The organism is Rhizobium sp. B230/85, assembly GCF_019355735.1.
In the GTDB taxonomy this organism is placed as follows: Bacteria; Pseudomonadota; Alphaproteobacteria; order Rhizobiales; family Rhizobiaceae; genus Rhizobium; species Rhizobium rhododendri.
Map to the genome: position 1 here is coordinate 493,864 of NZ_CP072156.1, position 18,342 is coordinate 512,205.

Consider the following 18,342-nt stretch of genomic DNA (forward strand, 5'->3'; position numbering starts at 1 on the left):
GTCGGCTCAAATCTTGATAGAAGTCCGGGGCGCGAACTTATGGCTTATACGATGACGGCCGGCGGCCAGCGCTTTCGGTTCGACGATCTGAAAGATGTTTTGGCCGTGGCGTCGCCGGCCCGGTCTGGTGATGCTCTTGCGGGGATAGCGGCGCAGTCGGATGTCCAGCGCTTCGCGGCCAAGATGTGCCTCGCCGACCTGCCGCTCTCCACCTTCCTGAACGAGGCCGTCATTGCTTATGAGAATGACGAGATCACGCGGCTGATTATCGACAGCCACGATGCTGATGCCTTTCGACCGATCGCCAGCCTGACGGTGGGCGATTTCAGAAACTGGCTCCTGTCCGAACAGGCGACCCCGGCAGCCTTGAAGGCCATCGCGCCTGCCGTGACGCCGGAGATGGCAGCGGCAGTCTCGAAGCTGATGCGCAATCAGGATCTGATCCTCGCCGCAAAGAAATGCAACACGCCGACGGCTTTCCGCAACACGCTGGGACTTCCCGGCAGGATGGCAGTGCGCCTTCAGCCCAATCATCCAACGGACGACCTCAAAGGAATCCTCGCCTCGACCATCGACGGGCTCCTTTACGGCTGTGGGGATGCCGTGATCGGCATCAATCCCGCCAGCGACAATCCCGCAGTCCTCTCCGGCATCCTGCGGATGCTCGCCGAATTGATCGAGCGCTTCTTGATCCCGACGCAGACCTGCGTCCTGACGCATGTGACCTCTTCGATAGAGATGATCAATGCCGGCGCGCCGGTCGACCTAATCTTCCAGTCGGTGGCCGGTAGCCAGAAGGCCAACAGCTCGTTCGGCATAGATTTGAAAGTTCTGCAGGAGGGGCTGGATGCCGGGCGATCCCTGAACCGAGGCACTGTCGGCAACAATTGCATGTACTTCGAGACCGGCCAGGGGTCGGCTTTGTCTGCAGATGCCCATTTCGGCGTCGACCAGCAGACGATGGAGGCCCGCGCCTATGCCGTCTGCCGGCAGTTCGAGCCACTTTTGGTCAACACGGTGGTCGGTTTTATCGGCCCTGAATATCTCTACAACGGGAAGCAGATCATTCGCGCCGGGCTGGAAGACCATTTCTGCGGCAAGTTGATGGGCCTGCCGATCGGTGCCGACATCTGCTACACCAACCATGCCGATGCCGATCAGGACGACATGGACACGCTGCTGACCCTGCTGGCGACGGCCGGCGTAAATTTCGTCATCGGTGTTCCCGGTGCCGACGATATCATGTTGAACTATCAGTCGACGTCGTTTCACGATCAGCTTTATGTACGCGAACTTCTGGGCCTCAAACGGGCTCCTGAATTCGAGTCATGGCTGCAAAGCAGCGGTATCAGCGATGCCGATGGCCGGCTTCTGCCGCAAAGCGCTTCGAATAACGCGTTGATGTCGCTTGCCGAAGATACGATGATGGGAGCGGCAGCATGAGCAACGGTGACATCCCGGCCGGACGTCGCGCCTCGCTTGCAAACACCGATGGTTGGACCGGGTTGAAGAGCCACACCACCGCCCGCATAGCGCTCGGCCGCGCCGGCGCGTCGTTGCCGACATCGGAAGTCCTGAATTTCGGCCTGGCCCATGCACAGGCAAAGGACGCGGTGCATCTGGCATTCGACGCCGCTGCCATAGCGGCGATTGTCAAGTCGATGGGGCTCGAGCCGTTGCTCGTGGAAAGCGCAGCACCCAGCCGCGAAAGTTATCTGCGGCGGCCGGACCTCGGACGACGGCTTGCAGACGAAAGTCGGGCCAGGCTTTTCGCCGATCGGCAAGAAGGAGCGGATATCGGCATTGTCATCGGCGATGGTTTGTCGGCCACTGCAATCCACCGCAATGTTGAACCTTTGCTGAGGGCATTGACGCCGATATTGCGCGTTAAACATCTGGCGGTTTCGCCGGTTACCATCGCGCGCAATGCCCGCGTTGCTCTTGCCGACGAGGTCGGGGTGGCGCTCGGTGTCCGCTGCGTGCTGATGCTGATCGGCGAGCGGCCTGGCTTGTCGTCTCCCGACAGCATCGGCGCCTATCTGACCTTCGATCCGCGCGTCGGAAAGAACGATGCCGACCGAAACTGCGTCTCTAACATCCGGCCCGGCGGTCTGTCTTTCGGGGAAGCGGCCCACAAGCTGGTCTGGTTGATCGAGGAAGCGTTCCGCGTGCAGGCGACAGGGGTACAATTGAAAGACAACAGTCCGACATTTGTTCTGCTGGGATAGACCGCGTGCCCCTACGGAGTGTGTGAACGACGCTAGGCTTCCATCAATTGTGCGCTGGCTCCGTGATGGCGCGGAAAGGGAATTTGCGGCCACAATGGCAGCGGATGATCGAGCTTTCCTGAAATTTCGAGGCACGTTGCTCGTAGAAGCCACGCGGCATCACATCGATCGCAAAACCAGGGTTTTTCCGGTTGCGGTCGTCGTCCTCGGATGCTTCGGCAAAACCGGAATGTCCGCATTGAGGACAGATGAGCTTTTTTGAAAAGCGGTCGCGCGCGGCCATGTTAGTCTCCGATGTCGCCCCCGGCAGCTCGCACCTCACCGGGGTATCGACAATGCCATCAATCGAAGGGATGGCGGACAAGGTGGGATTCGAACCCACGGTACGCTTTCACGCACACACGCGTTCCAGGCGTGCGCCTTAAACCACTCGGCCACCTGTCCATCTGCACTTCGCATCCGGTAAAGGAGCAATCGTGGGAACGGCGCGATATATACCGAGGAACGCGCGGGGATCAACCCCATAAGCAAGAGTATTTTCGACTTCTCTGCACAAACCGTCCTCCAATGCTCATTGCGCAGATAGCGGCTCTGACATATCCATGGCAGGGGGTGGCCAAGTCGGAGGCAGTAGGCCATTGACCGCTGGATCCGGGCCATTGGAGGAATGGAATGCTTTTTCTGTTGCGCTTGGGAAGCCTCGTCTGCCTGGTCATGGCAACGATCGCGGGAACGATCGATTCCATCCGCTCGGTCGCCTCTTCGTCCGTAGTCATCACATCCTTCGCCGATCTCTGGAAGAGCTTCAGCCCTTCCACCTTCGAGCATCTGCAATCGGCAATGCCAGCCGGGGACGGCGGTAGAAAATTCTATCTGCCAGCCGTAGAGTGGTCTTTGTCGCAGCCGGCCTTCGCCGTGCTCCTGGCGGCATCGTTGCTGCTGTGGATGGTGGGCTACAGGCGGGTCCCGGCCACGGGCCGGTATTTGGCTTAAACCGTCCAGAGTAAGCCCGATAAGGCCAAAATCCTCGTTTCATGGATGGCATATCGAAGGCTATGGTCCAGCGCGTTTGGCGTGGAATAGCATCCCGATGACTAGAAAAGCCGCATATTAGCGTCCTCTGAGGTCAAAAATCAGCCAGCCAAGCTGCCTTTTCGGCAGTTCTCACAAATCTTTACCAACTGAAAAATTTCTGATGAATTTTAGATGTCAGCATGCAAGGATGCGCCCAAGCCAGGCCTCGGGGGAGGTCGGCGGTTCCGCAGACATGTCCCGGAAAACGGGCTTGCGGGAGGACCCCATCATAGCAACAACAGGGCTGCGCTAATGAAAAAATCTGTTTTGACCCTTTTTGCCTTGGCCGCGATGTCGGCGTCGGCTCTCGCTGCGGATATCAAGCCGGCAATCGTTTATGGCACAGGCGGCAAGTTCGATAAATCCTTCAATGAAGCGGCCTACAATGGCGCCGAGAAGTTCAAGAAGGAAACCGGCATCGCTTACCGTGACTTCGAGCCAAGCGGCGATACGCAGGGTGAACAGGCATTGCGCAACTTTGCCAGCAAGGGCTTCAATCCGGTTATCGCAGTTTCCTTTGCCTGGTCATCGGCACTGCAGAAGGTCGGCGCAGAATTTCCAAAGACCCAGTTCGTCCTGATCGACGACCAGGTCGACCTGCCGAACGTCCGTTCAGTTATGTACAAGGAAAATGAAGGCTCGTACCTTGCCGGCGTCATGGCTGCCATGTCTTCGAAGACAGGCAAGATCGGCTTCATCGGCGGCATGGATATTCCGCTGATTCGCAAGTTCGAATGTGGCTACGAGCAGGGCGCGCGTGCGACCAATCCGAAGATCGAAGTGTTGCAGAACATGACCGGCACGACAGGCGCAGCCTGGAACGATCCGGTGCGCGGCGGCGAACTGACCAAGAACCAGATCGACCAGGGTGCGGACGTTGTCTACGCGGCTGCCGGTGCCACCGGTCTCGGCGTCCTGCAGACGGCTGCCGACAACAAGAAGCTTTCGATCGGCGTCGACTCGAACCAGAACTACCTGCATCCCGGTTCGGTTCTGACATCGGTCGTCAAGCGCGTCGACCTCGCAGTCTACGACGCCTTCATGGACTCCAAGAACGGCAAGTTCACGCCCGGTGCCCAGCATCTTGGCCTGAAGGAAGACGGCGTCGCCGTTGCCATGGATGACAACAACAAGCCGCTGGTAACCGCTGAAATGCTGGCTGCCGTCGACAAGGCCAAGGCCGATGTCGTATCCGGCAAGGTCACCGTTCACGACTACACGGCCGACAACACCTGCCCGAAATGAGTTGACGGAAGGGCGTATGGCGAGCCGCCATACGCCCTTTTCATATCCGGACGTGCCGTTTCTGGAGCAGTATAGTGAGCCAACCGCCTGCCATCGAGCTTGTGGGTATCGACAAGAAGTTCGGTGCCGTACACGCCAATAAAAACATAGACCTGACCGTCGCCAAGGGCACCATCCACGGGATCATCGGCGAAAACGGGGCAGGGAAATCGACGCTCATGTCGATCCTATACGGATTCTATCAAGCCGATAGCGGCGAGATCCGTGTCAACGGCAAATCGGTCACCATCCGCGACAGCCAAGCCGCCATCGATGTCGGCATCGGAATGGTGCATCAGCATTTCATGCTGGTCGAAAATTTTACGGTCCTCGAGAACGTCATGCTCGGCGCCGAGGGCGGCGCCTTGCTTGCCAAGGGCGTGGCAGCGTCGCGCGCCGAATTGAAGCGGCTGGAGACGGACTATGGCCTTGATGTCGATCCGGATGCGCTGATCGAGGAGCTCCCCGTCGGGCTGCAGCAGCGCGTCGAGATCCTCAAGGCCATGTATCGCGGTGCCGAGATCCTCATTCTCGACGAGCCGACCGGTGTTCTGACGCCGGCAGAGGCTGACCACCTGTTTAGAATTCTCCGCGTCCTGCGCGACCAGGGCAAGACGGTGCTCCTGATCACCCATAAGCTGCGAGAAATCATGGCGATCACTGATACGGTGTCGGTCATGCGTCGCGGCGAGATGGTTGCGACGCGCACGACTGCCGACACCACCGTCGAGGAGCTGGCTGAACTGATGGTCGGCCGCCGTGTCCTCCTGCGGGTCGAGAAAGGCGCCGCCAACCCGGGCGAGATCGTCATGTCGGTGCGCAATCTCACCGTCAAGGACGGTCGTGGCGTCACGATGGTCGACAATGTTTCATTCGATGTCCGTGCCGGTGAGATCGTCGGTATCGCTGGCGTTGCCGGCAACGGCCAGTCGGAGTTGCTGGAGGCGCTGGCGGGGATCCGCAAGCCGACTTCGGGCGAAATCCTGCTGCATGGCAAGACCATCGACAAGGTCGATCCGGCCCATCTTAGGGCATTGGGACTGGCGCATATTCCGGAAGACCGCCATCACATGGGCCTGGTGCTGCCGTTCGAGGAGTACCAGAATTCCATCCTGGGGTATCATCGGGACCCGGCCTACAGCACCGGTCCCTTCATGAACCTCGAGGCGATCCGCAAGGACGCGGCGCTGAAGATCGAGAAATACGACATCCGACCGCCAAATCCCCGGCTGCGCACCGCCAATTTCTCCGGCGGCAACCAGCAGAAGATCGTGGTCGCCCGCGAGATCGAGCGTGATCCGAAGATGCTCCTGATCGGCCAACCGACACGTGGCGTCGATATCGGCGCCATCGAGTTCATCCATCGCCGCATCATCGAGATGCGCGATGCGGGCAAGGGCGTCTTGCTGGTCTCGGTCGAACTGGATGAAGTCCGCGCACTGTCGGATCGTATCCTGGTGATGTTCGCCGGCCATGTGGTCGGCGAGAAGACGGCTGATGCCGGTGAACAGACCCTCGGCCTGATGATGGCCGGTATTGCCGCGTGAGGCCTGAATGAGTACTGCATCCGTCCGCCTCCCCAGTTGGATCACCTACGGGTTGATTCCAGTCATGAACCTGTTGCTTGCTTTCCTGATTTCCGGGATTGTGGTTTGGATCATCGGCGAAGACCCTGTACAAGCCCTTGTGCTGCTGCTCCAAGGTGCGCTTGGAAACGGCGAGGGCATCGGCTTCACGCTTTTCTATGCGACCAGCTTCATTTTCACAGGGCTGTCCGTCGCCGTTGCTGTGCACACTGGCTTGTTCAATATCGGCTCCGAGGGTCAGGCCTATTTCGGCGGCCTTGGCTGTGCGCTGGTGGCATTGGCGCTCGACCGCTATGTGCCGTGGTACGTAACCATGCCGTTCGCGGTGGTGGGTGCTGCAATTTTCGGCGCAGCCTGGGCCCTCATTCCTGCCTGGCTGCAGGCCAAGCGTGGCAGCCACATCGTCATCACGACCATCATGTTCAACTACATTTGTTCGGCGCTTATGGTCTATCTGCTCGCGCATATTCTTATCGTGCCCGGAAAGATGGCGCCGGAAACGCGCACCTTCCTCGAAGGGGGACAGTTACCGAAGCTCGGATGGCTGATCGAGATGTTCGGCTCGACCATCGGCGCGGCACCCTTCAATGTCTCCTTCCTGATCGCACTGGTGATGTGCGTTCTCGTCTGGCTGCTGATCTGGCGCACAAAGCTTGGCTACGAGATGCAGACCCTCGGCATCAGCCCGTCGGCTGCCATCTACGCCGGCATTCCCTATGCCCGTACGGTCATCATCGCCATGCTGATCTCGGGCGGTCTCGCCGGCATGATGGCGCTCAATCCGGTGATGGGAGCTTCCGCACGCCTGCAGGTCGAGTTCGTCGGTGGCGCCGGCTTCGTCGGTATTGCCGTGTCGCTGATGGGGCGCAATCATCCCGTCGGCATCATCCTGGCAGCCCTGCTGTTCGGCATCCTCTACCAGGGTGGGGATGCGCTTTCTTTCGACATGCCGAACATCACACGCGAAATGATCCTGGTAATCCAGGGTCTTGTCATCCTGTTTGCCGGTGCTCTGGAATATATGTTCCGCCCGGCACTGGTGCGCATCTATCAAAAAATCGCCAGGACGGGAGGATAGCATCATGGATTATTACGACGTCCTCATCAGCATCATCGGGTCCACCGTCCGTCTCTCGGTTCCCCTGATCTTCACGGCACTGGCAGGTCTTTTCTCCGAACGGGCCGGCGTGTTCGATATCGGGCTTGAGGGAAAGATGCTGGCCTCTGCCTTTGCGGCCGCCTGTATTGCCTATCTTACCGGCTCGGCCTGGGCCGGCCTGGCCGGCGGCATCACCGCCTCGGTCGCGCTTAGTCTCGTGCACGGCTTTGCCTCGATCACCAACCGGGGCAATCAGATCGTGTCGGGCGTCGCCCTCAACTTCTTTGTCGCAGGTATCACTATCGTCCTAGGCCAGGCATGGTTCGGCCAGGGCGGCCGCACGCCCCAGGTTTCCGGCGACGGCCGTTTCTCGCCGATCATCCTGCCCGGTGCCGATCAGATCCGCAGCGTACCGGTTATCGGCCCTCTCTATGCCGATGTCCTGTCCGGCAACAACAGCCTGACCTACCTCGCCTTCGTCGCCGTGCCGGTCTCCTGGTGGATCCTCTATCGCACTCGGTTCGGATTGCGGCTGCGCGCCGTCGGTGAAAATCCCGGCGCCGTCGATACGGCCGGTATTTCGGTGAGCTGGCTGCGCTACCGCGCTGTCATCTGCGCCGGTATTCTCTGCGGCTTCTCCGGCACCTATCTGTCGATTGCCCAGTCAGCGGCCTTCATCAAGGACATGTCGGCCGGCAAGGGTTACATCGCCTTGGCAGCGCTGATCTTCGCCAAGTGGAAGCCTGTGCCTGTCATGTTTGCCTGCCTGCTGTTCGGCTTCCTCGATGCTTTCGCCAACTTCATGCAGGGCAAGTCCGTGCCGCTGATCGGCCAGGTGCCGGTACAGATTTTCCAGGCCTTGCCCTACGTCCTCACCTGCATCCTGCTTGCCGGCTTCATTGGCGTCGCGCGTCCGCCGAAGGCTGGCGGCGTGCCCTATACCAAGGAGCGATAGACATGTCGCACGATCTGTTCGAAGCCGCCCGCGCGGCAATGGCCCACGCTCATGTGCCCTATTCGAAGTTCCCTGTCGGCGCTGCCATCCTCGCAGATGACGGCAAGGTCTATGCCGGCGCCAATATCGAGAACATCTCCTTTCCGCAAGGCTGGTGCGCCGAGCCGACTGCCATCAGCATGATGATCATGGGCGGAGGCAGAAAGATCGTCGAGATGGCGGTGATCGCCGAGAAACTGGCGCTCTGCCCGCCCTGCGGCGGTTGCCGCCAGAAGATTGCCGAGTTTGCCGGCAAGGGGACGAAAATCTACCTCTGCGACGAGGCCGGCGTCCAGAAGACCATGACGATGGAGGAGCTCCTACCCTTCAGCTTCGAGACCGATATCCTCGGATGACCGGCGCCCTTATCAGTCTCTTGCGCGACCGGCTGGGTGGCCAGACACCGCGTACCGGTATCATCCTTGGTTCCGGCCTCGGAGCCCTCGTGGAGGAGCTGGATGATGTCGTGCGGATTGCTTATGGCGATCTGCCGGGTTTCCCGGTTAGCGGTGTCTCAGGCCATGCCGGGGAAGTCGTTGCGGGCTCGCTTGGCGGCGAGCCTGTGATCATGCTTTCCGGGCGTGTCCACTACTACGAAAAGGGCGACGCAAACGCCATGCGCGTGCCCATCGAGGTCCTTGCAGGTCTCGGCGTCGAGGAGTTGATCCTCACAAATTCTGCCGGCTCGCTGCGGCAGGATCTTCCGCCGGGCGCGGTTATGCAGATCACCGACCACATCAATTATTCCGGCATGAACCCGCTCATCGGTGTCGACAGCGACAAGCGATTCGTCGGCATGACCAGCGCTTATGACGCCGAACTGGCGTTGCGCATGCACAGCGCAGCCAAAAAATGCCGTATCCCGTTGGGGCAGGGCGTCTACATGTGGTTCTCCGGGCCGAGCTTCGAAACACCTGCAGAGATCCGCATGGCTAGGGTTTTGGGCGCCGATGCAGTCGGAATGTCGACGGTGCCGGAAGTCATTCTTGCGCGTTTCTTCGGTCTGCGGGTTGCGGCGGCATCCGTCATCACCAATTATGGGGCCGGCATGACCGGAGGCGAACTCAGTCATGAAGAGACGAAGGATATGGCGCCGATCGGCGGCGCCCGTCTCGCGGCGATCCTGAAGCAGATGATCGCCGGCGGAGGAGATGAGATATGACGGACCACACGCATCGGGAAACGGCCGCTTTCGCACTTTCCCTGCTCGATCTGACCAACCTGAAAGACGATTGCACCGATACGCAGATCGTCACGCTTTGCGCGCGCGCCCAGACGCCCTTTGGTCATAGTGCTGCAATCTGCATCTGGCCCCGTTTCGTCACCCGCGCGCGCAGTATTCTTGGCACCAACCATGCCGTGAAAATCGCCACCGTCGTTAATTTTCCGGCAGGCGACATGGAGGTTGCCGACGTGGCCGCCGAGACGCGGGAGGCCATCGCCGATGGCGCAGACGAGATCGACCTCGTCATTCCCTATCGCAAGCTGATTGCTGGCGACGAGCAGGCGGTGACCGCAATGGTCGCGGCAATCCGTGCCGAATGTGCGAGCCCCATTCTCCTCAAGGTTATCCTCGAAACTGGCGAACTGAAGGACACGGGCCTGATACGGCGCGCCGGCGAGCTGGCGATCGCTGCCGGCGCCGACTTCATCAAGACATCGACCGGCAAGGTCGCCGTCAATGCGACGCTGGAGACGGAGGATGTCATGCTGCGAACCATCCGTGACAGCGGCCGGAAGGTCGGTTTCAAGCCCGCCGGCGGCATCGGCTCGGTTGCCGAGGCAGCCCTTTACCTCCGTCTTGCCGAGACCATCATGGCACCGGACTGGGCCATGCCGTCGACGTTCCGCTTCGGTGCATCCGGTCTGCTGGATGATATTCTGTCGGTCCTTAGTGGCGGTCCGCCGATCACGCTCGCTGCCGGCTATTAGCAGATGATGCCGCAGGAGTTCATCCGGCGGAAACGTGACGGCGAAGCCCTGCGCGCCGCCGATATCGACAGCTTTATTGGTGCACTTGTCCGTGGCGAACTTTCGGAAGGCCAGATCGGCGCTTTCGCGATGGCGGTGTGGTTCAAGGGCATGTCGCGGGACGAGACGGTGGCACTGACGCTGGCGATGGCCCACTCAGGCGATAGCCTGAGCTGGAAGGGCCTCGATAAGCCGGTAGCCGACAAACATTCGACCGGCGGCATCGGTGACAACGTCTCGCTGGTGCTGGCGCCGGTTGCCGCTGCCTGCGGCTTGGCCGTGCCGATGATTTCCGGTCGTGGCCTCGGCCACACTGGCGGCACGCTGGATAAGCTGGAATCGATCCCCGGATACGACATCACGCCGGATGCGGCGCGTTTTCGCAAGGTGGTCGACGACGCAGGCTGCGCGATCATCGGCCAGACCGCTTCGCTCGCTCCGGCCGACCGGCGCCTCTATGCAATCAGGGATGTGACTGCCACCGTCGATTCGGTACCGCTCATCACGGCCTCGATCCTGTCGAAGAAGCTTGCGGCCGGACTTCAGACACTGGTCCTCGACGTGAAGATCGGCAATGGCGCCTTCATGACATCCCGGGAAGAGGCGGAAGTGCTGGCTCGCTCGCTTGTAGAAGTCGCCAACGGCGCCGGCTTGCGGACATCGGCATTGATCACCGACATGAACGAACCCTTGGCCGACGCTGCTGGAAACGTGTTGGAACTGCGCAATGCGATCGAATGCCTGAAAGGCGATAAACCAGGGACCAGACTTGAAACACTGGTACTGGCTTTCGCCGCCGAGATGCTGCTCGGTGCGAAAATGGCGGCCAGCCTCGAGCTCGGCGAGGAGCTGGCGCGTCAAGCGCTGGCATCTGGTGCAGCCGCAGAAGCATTTTCACGCATGGTTGCGGGTCTCGGCGGACCGGCCGATCTCATGGAGCGGCCAGACGCCTATCTCATTGGCTCGCCTGTCCAGAAAGCCGTTCTTTCCACTTCCGATGGCTGGCTTGCGGGCTGCGACGCACGCGCCATCGGTATGGAGGTCATCGCGCTCGGCGCCGGTCGTCTTCGGCCGGAGGATAAAATCGATCATCGCGTCGGTTTCAGCGATTTTCTGCCGCTAGGGTCATTCGTCCGGAAGGGTGACCGCATCGCCACCGTCCACGCAGCAGAGATGTCCGCCGCCGAAAGGGCGGCTTCCATTGTTTCGGCGACATACACAATCACCGAGGAGCGGCCCGATCAGGAACCGCTCATCGTCGCGCGCATTTCAGGATGACGAGGCTTATTGTTCCAGACGGAGCGCGCCATCCTCGACGCTGTAGGAAGCCAGCTTCTTCAGAAAGCTGACGCCGATCAAGGTTGAACTCAATGCTTCATCCTTCAGGACCAGCGCATCGACGTCGCGCACACGGATACCACCGATATCGATATGGTCGAGGCGCACATAGGCAGCCTTCGTCTGGCCATTGGCGGTGTTGACCGCATTGCGGAAATCGAGCGATGTCATCGCATAGCCAAGATGGCGGGCCGTCGTCTCGTTCAGGGCCACATAGGTAGCGCCCGTGTCGATCAGGCCCTGCACGGACTTGCCGTTGATCTTGAAATTTCCGCTGTAGTGACCTTGCGCATCTGCCCTGAGCTGTACATTGCCGTGGGCATCGACTGCCAGCGCCTGTTGTGAAGGTGCGGAGATGCTGAGAAGGGATGGTACCGGATTTTGGGCCGCGCCACTCGTTTGGAAGAACGAGGGCACCTGGGTGGCGAGCGTCGCGAAAACGCCAGCAAATACGAGGCTCCGTACAAGCATCGACAAGAATCCTTCCTGTATAAACCTGGCGTCATGCGAGGCGTGATGTGTTGCAACCCATATCTTAAGATTACTGCCAAGTTACTAATGCCGCGCGGCAGAATCGAGCAGATTTGAGAAACGAAATGCACAACTACAGGCATAGGTTAAGGAAGTATGAAGCCTATTTGGTCCCATACATCCTGTCGCCGGCGTCGCCGAGGCCAGGGACGATATAGCCCTTTTCGTTAAGGTGACTGTCGATCGACGCAGTGTAGACAGGCACATCGGGATGGGCGTCGGTGAAATTCTTCAGACCTTCCGGTGCGGCCAGCAGGCAGAGGAAACGGATGTTGTGAGCGCCGCGTTCCTTCAGCTTGTCGATAGCTGCAATCGATGAATTACCGGTCGCCAGCATCGGATCGACAACAATGATCAGTCGTTCGGCAATATCTTCCGGCGCCTTGAAGTAATACTCCACCGGCTGCAGCGTCTCATGGTCACGATAGACGCCGATATGTGAGACACGTGCTGAAGGCACGAGGTCGAGCATACCCTCGAGCAAGCCATTGCCGGCACGCAGGATCGACGCGAAGACGAGCTTCTTGCCTTCGAGGATCGGCGATTCCATCTCCTGCAATGGCGTCTCGATGGTTTCCATCGTCAGTTCGAGGTCGCGTGTGACTTCATAGCAGAGCAGTGTCGAAATCTCGCGCAGCAGGCGTCGAAAGCTGCCGGTCGAGGTGTCCTTGCGCCGCATGATGGTGAGTTTGTGCTGCACAAGCGGGTGATTGATAACCGTAACGCCGTCCATGATTTCAGCCTTCCGCTTGGATTCCAGAATAAAGCCTGTTCTTCCACGGAAGTTGCCCTCACCGCAAGAGAACGTGGCGATTCGGTTCCAAGCATCCCCAGTCTCTGATCGCCGACGGTCAAATCATCGCTAGCAGCCTTGAACGTGTCTCATCGTCTACAAAGGCTGCTTCCAGACCGGTGCGGGTCATCGCGTTGATCTCGGCCTCGCTGAAGCCGAATGCCAAACTCGCCAGCGCATATTCGCGTTCCAGCGACGTCTTGAAAAACGGTGGATCGTCGGAGCTGATTGTGACGCGGACCCCCGCTTCCTTCAGACGGCGTAGCGGATGCGATTTGAAGTCGGGAAAGACATTCAGAGCGATGTTGGAGCCGGGGCAGACTTCGAGGACAGTGCCGAGATCTGCGAGGCGCCTGACAAGCTCGCTATCCTCGATCGCGCGAACGCCGTGGCCGATGCGGCTCGGGCGAACGAGATCGAGGGCATCCGACACGCTGAAGGCCCCACAGACTTCGCCGGCATGGATCGTCAGGCCAAGGCCCGCGTCGCGCGCGATATCGAACGCCCGGGCGTAATCGGCAACACGCCCCATGCGCTCTTCACCTGCCATGTTGAAACCGGTAATCAGCGGATTGTCGCTCCGGGCGGCATATTCAGCAGCCTTGATGACGCGCTCAGGGCCGAAATGCCGTTCCCCGGTGACAATCAGCCGGGCCTCGATCCCGGTTCTCGCCTTTGCCGCGTGAATGCCGGCCGATACTCCGGCAATATAGGCATCGGCACCAAGGCCTATGCGGTCGCCGTGGTCCGGAGATACGATCAACTCGCTGTAAATCGTTCCGATAGCCGCCAACTCCTCGAGATAGGTCTCGGTCAGGAGGGCATAGTCTTCCTCTGTGCGGTAGACTGACGCAACCTGGTCGTAGGCGACGATAAATTCCGCGAAATCATTCCAGAGATAAGTACCATCGCGCAGGAAGCCGCTGGTATCGACACCGTATTTCAGCGCTTGCTCTGCCGTCAGGCTCGGCGGGGCGGCACCCTCGAGGTGGCAATGAAGCTCGATCTTTTTCAGGTGCGATGTCACAGAAAGCTCCTCCCGTAGGGTCCAGCGGCAATGCCGAGATGGGCAGCGACGGTCTCGCCGATATCGGCAAAGCTTTGACGAATGCCGATGGCACGCGAGCGGAGGCCGGGTCCGTAGGCGATGATCGGGACGCGCTCGCGGGTATGGTCGGTGCCGCGCCAGGTGGGGTCGCAGCCATGGTCGGCGGTCAGGATCACCAGATCGCCCGCCTTGAGCTTGCGATGCACCTCCGGAAGGCGCGCATCGAATGCCTCGAGTGCGGCAGCATACCCGGCTACATCGCGACGGTGACCATAGACCATGTCGAAATCGACGAAATTGGTGAACACAAGATCGCCGTCCTCGGCATATTCCATGGCCTTCAGCGATGCGTCCATCAAAGCGTCGTTGCCGTTTGCCTTGACCTCCGTCGAGATACCCTGATGGGCAAAGATATCGCCGATCTTGCCGATCGCATGGACTTTTCGGCCCCCGGCGACCAGCCGATCCAGCAGCGTCGGCTCCGGCGGCAGGACGGAAAAATCACGACGGTTACCGGTGCGCTCGAAATTTGCAGCCGTATTGCCGACGAACGGTCTGGCAATGACACGCCCGATATTGAATTCATCGAGCAGCGCCCGGGCGATGCGGCACACATGCAGCAGGCGATCGAGCCCGAAACTAACCTCGTGCGCGGCTATCTGGAATACTGAATCCGAGGACGTGTAGCAGATAGGCCTGCCGGTCCGCATATGCTCTTCGCCATGGCGGGCAATGATGTCGGTTCCCGATGCGTGGCAATTGCCGAGGATGCCGGGGATTTCGGCAGCACGGCAGAAGCTCGCCACGAATTCCGGGGGGAAGGCGTCGCCCTCCGCTGGAAAATAGCCCCAGTCGAAGGTTACGGGCGTACCGGCGATTTCCCAATGACCGGAGGGTGTGTCCTTGCCGCGCGACACTTCATTGGCGCATCCATAGAGACCATAAATGCGCTCCGGCATCGTCATTCCGGCGGGGTAGGCACCAGCCGCACTCTTGGCGATCTGCATCAGCCCCAGCGCCGACATGTTAGGGAGCATCAGCGGACCCGCGCGAAGGCCTGCACGGTCTGCCGCTCCTGCGGCGCAAAACTCGGCAATATGGCCAAGCGTATCGGCGCCCTGGTCGCCGTAGGATGCTGCGTCCGGGCCACCGCCGACGCCGAAGGAATCAAGAACGAAGAGAAAAGCGCGCGCCATGAGCTACCCGACAAAGACGATCAGTATCCGCAACGGATCTTCCGGCGGCTTGCAGGCGAGTACCCATATAGTGGCAGTAGGCACTTGGCAATTTCAGCGGGTGTCGTCGTCCTGCGTCAGTGCTTTAGCAATCGTCGCACTTGATCGAAGTTCCGGTGCGCTGACGGTAGAAATATTGCCGCTGCATAGTGATCGAATTCATGCCCGCCGGTAGGAAGTCCGGTCCAAAGCTGATGAGCTTGTAAGGCACCCCAAGCTCGGTTCTGACCAGGAACGAATTTGGTTTGTTGAGTGCTGTCGGCACCCCTGTCACAGCACTGTTGACCGCATAGGCAGTCGTCCCGTCCTGCTCCCACGACCAAAGCACCGTAGCCTTGCTGCTGGCATCGATCTGGATGCCGGTGATCTTCAGCGTCATGCCGGTAGTGGCGTAAGGCACAAAGATTGCATTGACGACGGATGGCATGGTCGAGAGGATAGATTTCGATACCGTCGACTGCTGCGTAACAATATCTGCGACAGTTCCTGCCGCGCGGCTCGTTCGCTGGGCAACGCTGAGCGCGACCGTCGTCTGCAGCGCGCCGAGGTACAGAAGCAGCAGGACCGGAACGAGTATGGCGAATTCGATGGCGCCAACACCGCCCTTGTCGCGCACCAGACGCAAACCGAGGCGCGCAATACGGCTATCGAGCGCCCGTTGCAGCCTCCGGCGAATCCCGTAACTGTGTAGATCCGGGGCGCTCAAGGGTATTTCTCGTTTTGAAAGGCCGTTGTGGCGATAATCAGGAAGTCGGTCGGCATCGAACCGTTGGCCGGTCGGATTGTGGTGATATAGGGCCGCACGATATCGGTTGTAATCTTCCAACGATAATAAGCTCGCACCATGTTGATGGAACTTGGGCCGCCTGGCGCAAATTTGAAGCCCGACGGATCTATGTCGGCGTACGCGGCAGTGGAGACGCGAGGAATTTTCACTGGAATGTCGGCGAAGGACGTGTAGGTCTCAACATCAAGATACAATTTCGCCGGTGTGGCGATCTCGCTCGGGGAGCAGCTGATCATGATGGCAATCTCGGCGCAGAATGCGGTCCGAAACTTCGTTTGATCCATGTCGGTCGCGGTGCGTCCCATCGCGTAGGTAATCTGTCCGGTGCGAAGCTTTCTCGACAGCGTATCCGTGGCATTGACCACCAGTTGTTCGGCAGTGAAGGCGACGAATGTCTCGATGATCGCAAAGATTATGATGAAATAGGGGACCGCCAGCAGGGCAAACTCAATTGCCGTCGCCCCATCTTTCGAGCGGACGATGAGTCTGAGGCGCTTCAGGATAGGATGCCGGACTAGCGCGGTGTCACCTTCGTCCTGCCCATCCACCGTCATCATGATTTCCACGCTTCTATCAACGCGCGGACCCTATGCGGACTTCATTGATATTCCGTTGCGTTTTCTCTTAAACTTCCGATGCCAAGACATCGTCTATGGCGTGGCGGCAACTGGTGCGGCAGCGCTGCTTTGCTGAGCGTGAACCTCGCAGTTCGGTGTGCAGGAAAGAACGGAGCGCTCCGTCTGGCGATAGACGCGAACCGTATTGCCTTCGTCGATCGATACAAGAATACGCTCGTCGACAATCGCGTTGCCGTCGGAGTCGAGAAGAACGATGTTCGTCGTGCCGAAACTGCGACCTGTCAAAACAATCGTCTTCGGATCCGCGACAGTCGCATCGGCCACCTGCGAGTTTCCGATGATCACTTTGCTGACCGGGCGATCTAGCCTCAGGATGCGCGCATGATCCATGAACACCCGCAGCATGTTGTCCCCGGCCACGGAGATCCCTGGCAAGAGTCCTGTCGCTGCGACGATGCAGCCGAATAAAACGGATCTGCCTTGCTGGAACATGAAGGGGGGCCTCTCGGGCGAATTCTCGGTGCTCGTACGCAACAGAATGAAAAGTATTAGTAAACTAAGCGTTAATATGCCGAATAATGCGTCGATTGATGAAGGTTGACGGCATCATATGCGTAGAAATGGGATTTTGAAGGTGAAATCTATGTATCGTAAGGAGCCGTCTGATTTACTCTGTGACATGTCTGTCGCTGCTGCGGCCGTGCAAAAGATGACTCGAAACAATACTATACGTTAATCACTCTCTTCGTTAACTACCATGATCGCGAAAGCCTATTATCATTTTGTTTACTACTTTTTTTAAGTCGATTGAAACAGCCGTTCGATAATTTCCCCTCATCCGATCAACGGCAAACAGTTGGCGGACTTGCTGTCAACATGTGGAGTAGGAGTTTCCATGACCAAGCTTTTCGCGCGTTTCTTGAAAGACGAATCCGGTGCGACTGCAATTGAATACGGCTTGATCGCTGCTCTGATCTCCGTAGCCCTGATCGCCGGTGCAACCACGCTCGGCACTGCCTTGAACAACCAGTTCAAGAATATTGCCCTCAAGTTGAACTACGCAGGCTGATAAGTCTCGCCGATAAATTTGAATGAAAAGCCGCATCCCCTCAGGGCAGCGGCTTTTTGCCATTTACGGCGTCGTAGACCGGTCATTCTTCCTTAGGCAATGGCTGTTACCATCATAGCGACTTTATGGAGATAAGCATGATCGGGGCCGCAATTTTCTTGATTTTTCCGCTTTGCATGGCGGTTGCTGCATTCTCCGATCTTTTCACCATGACCATCCCCAATCGGGTTTCCGTCATCCTCGTCGGGGCATTTCTGCTGGTCGCCCCCTTCACGGGCCTACCGCTGGCAGTAATCGGAATGCATTTTCTGGGTGCACTGATTGTCTTTGCCGTTTGCTTCGGCTTCTTCGCGCTCAACATTATGGGCGGTGGCGATGCCAAGCTCCTGAGCGCCGCCGCATTGTGGTTCGGGTTCGACCAGTCTCTTCTGGAATTCGTCGTGTATGTCAGCGTCGTCGGCGGCATTATGACATTGCTGATCTTCGCCATGCGCGCCCGCGCCGACATCCTTTCCGTCATCGGTATGTCGATACCCCAATCCCTAACACATGCTAAGAAGATACCGTACGGCATCGCGATCGGCATTGGCGGGTTTATCGCTTTCCCGTCGTCTCCCCTGTTTCTGGCTGCTCTCAATCAGTCATGATCTCGGGGTTGGAACGAAGTCTGTATTCATGACTTCTTAAGCTAAGTTGTAAGTCATTCATTAACCATAAGTATACCAAT

At 59.0% G+C, this 18,342-nt stretch carries 21 protein-coding genes and 1 tRNA gene; 13 read left to right on the top strand and 9 right to left on the bottom strand.

Annotated elements, in window-relative coordinates:
• The first annotated feature begins 39 nt into the window (after positions 1-39).
• Entirely contained in the window at positions 40-1,443 is a 1,404-nt protein-coding gene (locus tag J5289_RS02325) for an ethanolamine ammonia-lyase subunit EutB (RefSeq protein WP_209182272.1), read from the top strand.
• Positions 1,440-2,228 (top strand): ethanolamine ammonia-lyase subunit EutC, encoded by a 789-nt coding sequence (gene eutC / locus J5289_RS02330; RefSeq protein ID WP_209182274.1) that lies wholly within the window; start codon positions 1,440-1,442, stop codon positions 2,226-2,228. The genes J5289_RS02325 and eutC overlap by 4 nt, the downstream gene beginning before the upstream one ends.
• 43 nt (positions 2,229-2,271) lie before the next feature.
• Here eutC and J5289_RS02335 read toward each other — a convergent pair whose 3' ends face one another.
• Complete coding sequence (locus J5289_RS02335) at positions 2,272-2,511, bottom strand: hypothetical protein (protein WP_111215837.1); 240 nt, start codon at positions 2,509-2,511, stop codon at positions 2,272-2,274.
• A 71-nt stretch (positions 2,512-2,582) separates the two neighbouring features.
• Positions 2,583-2,672 (bottom strand) — tRNA-Ser (locus J5289_RS02340).
• Between the two features lie 228 nt (positions 2,673-2,900).
• On the opposite strand from J5289_RS02340, the gene J5289_RS02345 reads away from it, so the two are divergent.
• The 9 genes from J5289_RS02345 (at position 2,901) to deoA (ending at position 11,514) form a co-directional block, all read left to right on the top strand.
• On the top strand, positions 2,901-3,221 hold the full coding sequence (locus tag J5289_RS02345; protein WP_209182276.1) for a hypothetical protein: 321 nt from the start codon (positions 2,901-2,903) through the stop codon (positions 3,219-3,221).
• Between the two features lie 333 nt (positions 3,222-3,554).
• Positions 3,555-4,547: a BMP family protein gene (locus J5289_RS02350; RefSeq protein WP_142829973.1), complete on the top strand. Its 993-nt coding sequence runs from the start codon at positions 3,555-3,557 to the stop codon at positions 4,545-4,547.
• Positions 4,548-4,621: 74 nt separating this feature from the next.
• A complete protein-coding gene (locus J5289_RS02355; RefSeq protein WP_142829975.1) occupies positions 4,622-6,133 on the top strand; it encodes an ABC transporter ATP-binding protein in 1,512 nt (503 codons plus the stop codon).
• Between the two features lie 7 nt (positions 6,134-6,140).
• The gene (locus J5289_RS02360) at positions 6,141-7,250 is read left to right on the top strand and encodes an ABC transporter permease (protein ID WP_209206861.1); all 1,110 of its coding nucleotides are present in this window, start codon (positions 6,141-6,143) and stop codon (positions 7,248-7,250) included.
• Positions 7,251-7,254: 4 nt separating this feature from the next.
• Positions 7,255-8,226 (top strand): ABC transporter permease, encoded by a 972-nt coding sequence (locus J5289_RS02365; RefSeq protein WP_209206858.1) that lies wholly within the window; start codon positions 7,255-7,257, stop codon positions 8,224-8,226.
• A gap of 2 nt (positions 8,227-8,228) precedes the next feature.
• Positions 8,229-8,621: a cytidine deaminase gene (locus tag J5289_RS02370; RefSeq protein ID WP_209206856.1), complete on the top strand. Its 393-nt coding sequence runs from the start codon at positions 8,229-8,231 to the stop codon at positions 8,619-8,621.
• On the top strand, positions 8,618-9,427 hold the full coding sequence (locus J5289_RS02375) for a purine-nucleoside phosphorylase (protein WP_209182280.1): 810 nt from the start codon (positions 8,618-8,620) through the stop codon (positions 9,425-9,427). The genes J5289_RS02370 and J5289_RS02375 overlap by 4 nt, the downstream gene beginning before the upstream one ends.
• The gene (deoC, locus tag J5289_RS02380; protein WP_209206855.1) at positions 9,424-10,197 is read left to right on the top strand and encodes a deoxyribose-phosphate aldolase; all 774 of its coding nucleotides are present in this window, start codon (positions 9,424-9,426) and stop codon (positions 10,195-10,197) included. Before J5289_RS02375 ends, deoC begins: the two co-directional genes overlap by 4 nt.
• Before the next feature lie 3 nt (positions 10,198-10,200).
• Positions 10,201-11,514, top strand: coding sequence for a thymidine phosphorylase (gene deoA / locus J5289_RS02385; RefSeq protein ID WP_209182284.1), 1,314 nt, complete (start codon positions 10,201-10,203; stop codon positions 11,512-11,514).
• Positions 11,515-11,520: 6 nt separating this feature from the next.
• Here the strand turns inward: deoA and J5289_RS02390 are convergent, their stop codons facing one another.
• From J5289_RS02390 to J5289_RS02420, 7 genes are all read right to left on the bottom strand, one after another.
• Positions 11,521-12,045: a TIGR02281 family clan AA aspartic protease gene (locus J5289_RS02390; protein WP_209182444.1), complete on the bottom strand. Its 525-nt coding sequence runs from the start codon at positions 12,043-12,045 to the stop codon at positions 11,521-11,523.
• A gap of 163 nt (positions 12,046-12,208) precedes the next feature.
• Entirely contained in the window at positions 12,209-12,838 is a 630-nt protein-coding gene (upp, locus tag J5289_RS02395; protein WP_111215855.1) for a uracil phosphoribosyltransferase, read from the bottom strand.
• A 118-nt stretch (positions 12,839-12,956) separates the two neighbouring features.
• Positions 12,957-13,925, bottom strand: coding sequence for an adenosine deaminase (locus J5289_RS02400; protein ID WP_209182290.1), 969 nt, complete (start codon positions 13,923-13,925; stop codon positions 12,957-12,959).
• Complete coding sequence (locus J5289_RS02405; RefSeq protein ID WP_209182292.1) at positions 13,922-15,142, bottom strand: phosphopentomutase; 1,221 nt, start codon at positions 15,140-15,142, stop codon at positions 13,922-13,924. The genes J5289_RS02400 and J5289_RS02405 overlap by 4 nt, the downstream gene beginning before the upstream one ends.
• Positions 15,143-15,266: 124 nt before the next feature.
• Positions 15,267-15,845 carry a TadE/TadG family type IV pilus assembly protein gene (locus tag J5289_RS02410; protein WP_209182445.1) on the bottom strand — a complete coding sequence of 193 codons (579 nt, stop codon included), beginning with the start codon at positions 15,843-15,845 and terminating at the stop codon, positions 15,267-15,269.
• Positions 15,846-15,883: 38 nt separating this feature from the next.
• Entirely contained in the window at positions 15,884-16,525 is a 642-nt protein-coding gene (locus J5289_RS02415) for a TadE/TadG family type IV pilus assembly protein (protein WP_209182446.1), read from the bottom strand.
• Between the two features lie 93 nt (positions 16,526-16,618).
• The gene (locus J5289_RS02420; RefSeq protein WP_142829991.1) at positions 16,619-17,038 is read right to left on the bottom strand and encodes a pilus assembly protein N-terminal domain-containing protein; all 420 of its coding nucleotides are present in this window, start codon (positions 17,036-17,038) and stop codon (positions 16,619-16,621) included.
• Positions 17,039-17,441: 403 nt separating this feature from the next.
• Here J5289_RS02420 and J5289_RS02425 point away from each other — a divergent pair, with 403 nt between their 5' ends.
• Positions 17,442-17,615: a Flp family type IVb pilin gene (locus J5289_RS02425; protein WP_209182294.1), complete on the top strand. Its 174-nt coding sequence runs from the start codon at positions 17,442-17,444 to the stop codon at positions 17,613-17,615.
• Positions 17,616-17,752: 137 nt separating this feature from the next.
• Entirely contained in the window at positions 17,753-18,262 is a 510-nt protein-coding gene (locus J5289_RS02430) for a prepilin peptidase (protein WP_209182301.1), read from the top strand.
• The last annotated feature ends 80 nt before the right edge of the window (positions 18,263-18,342 follow it).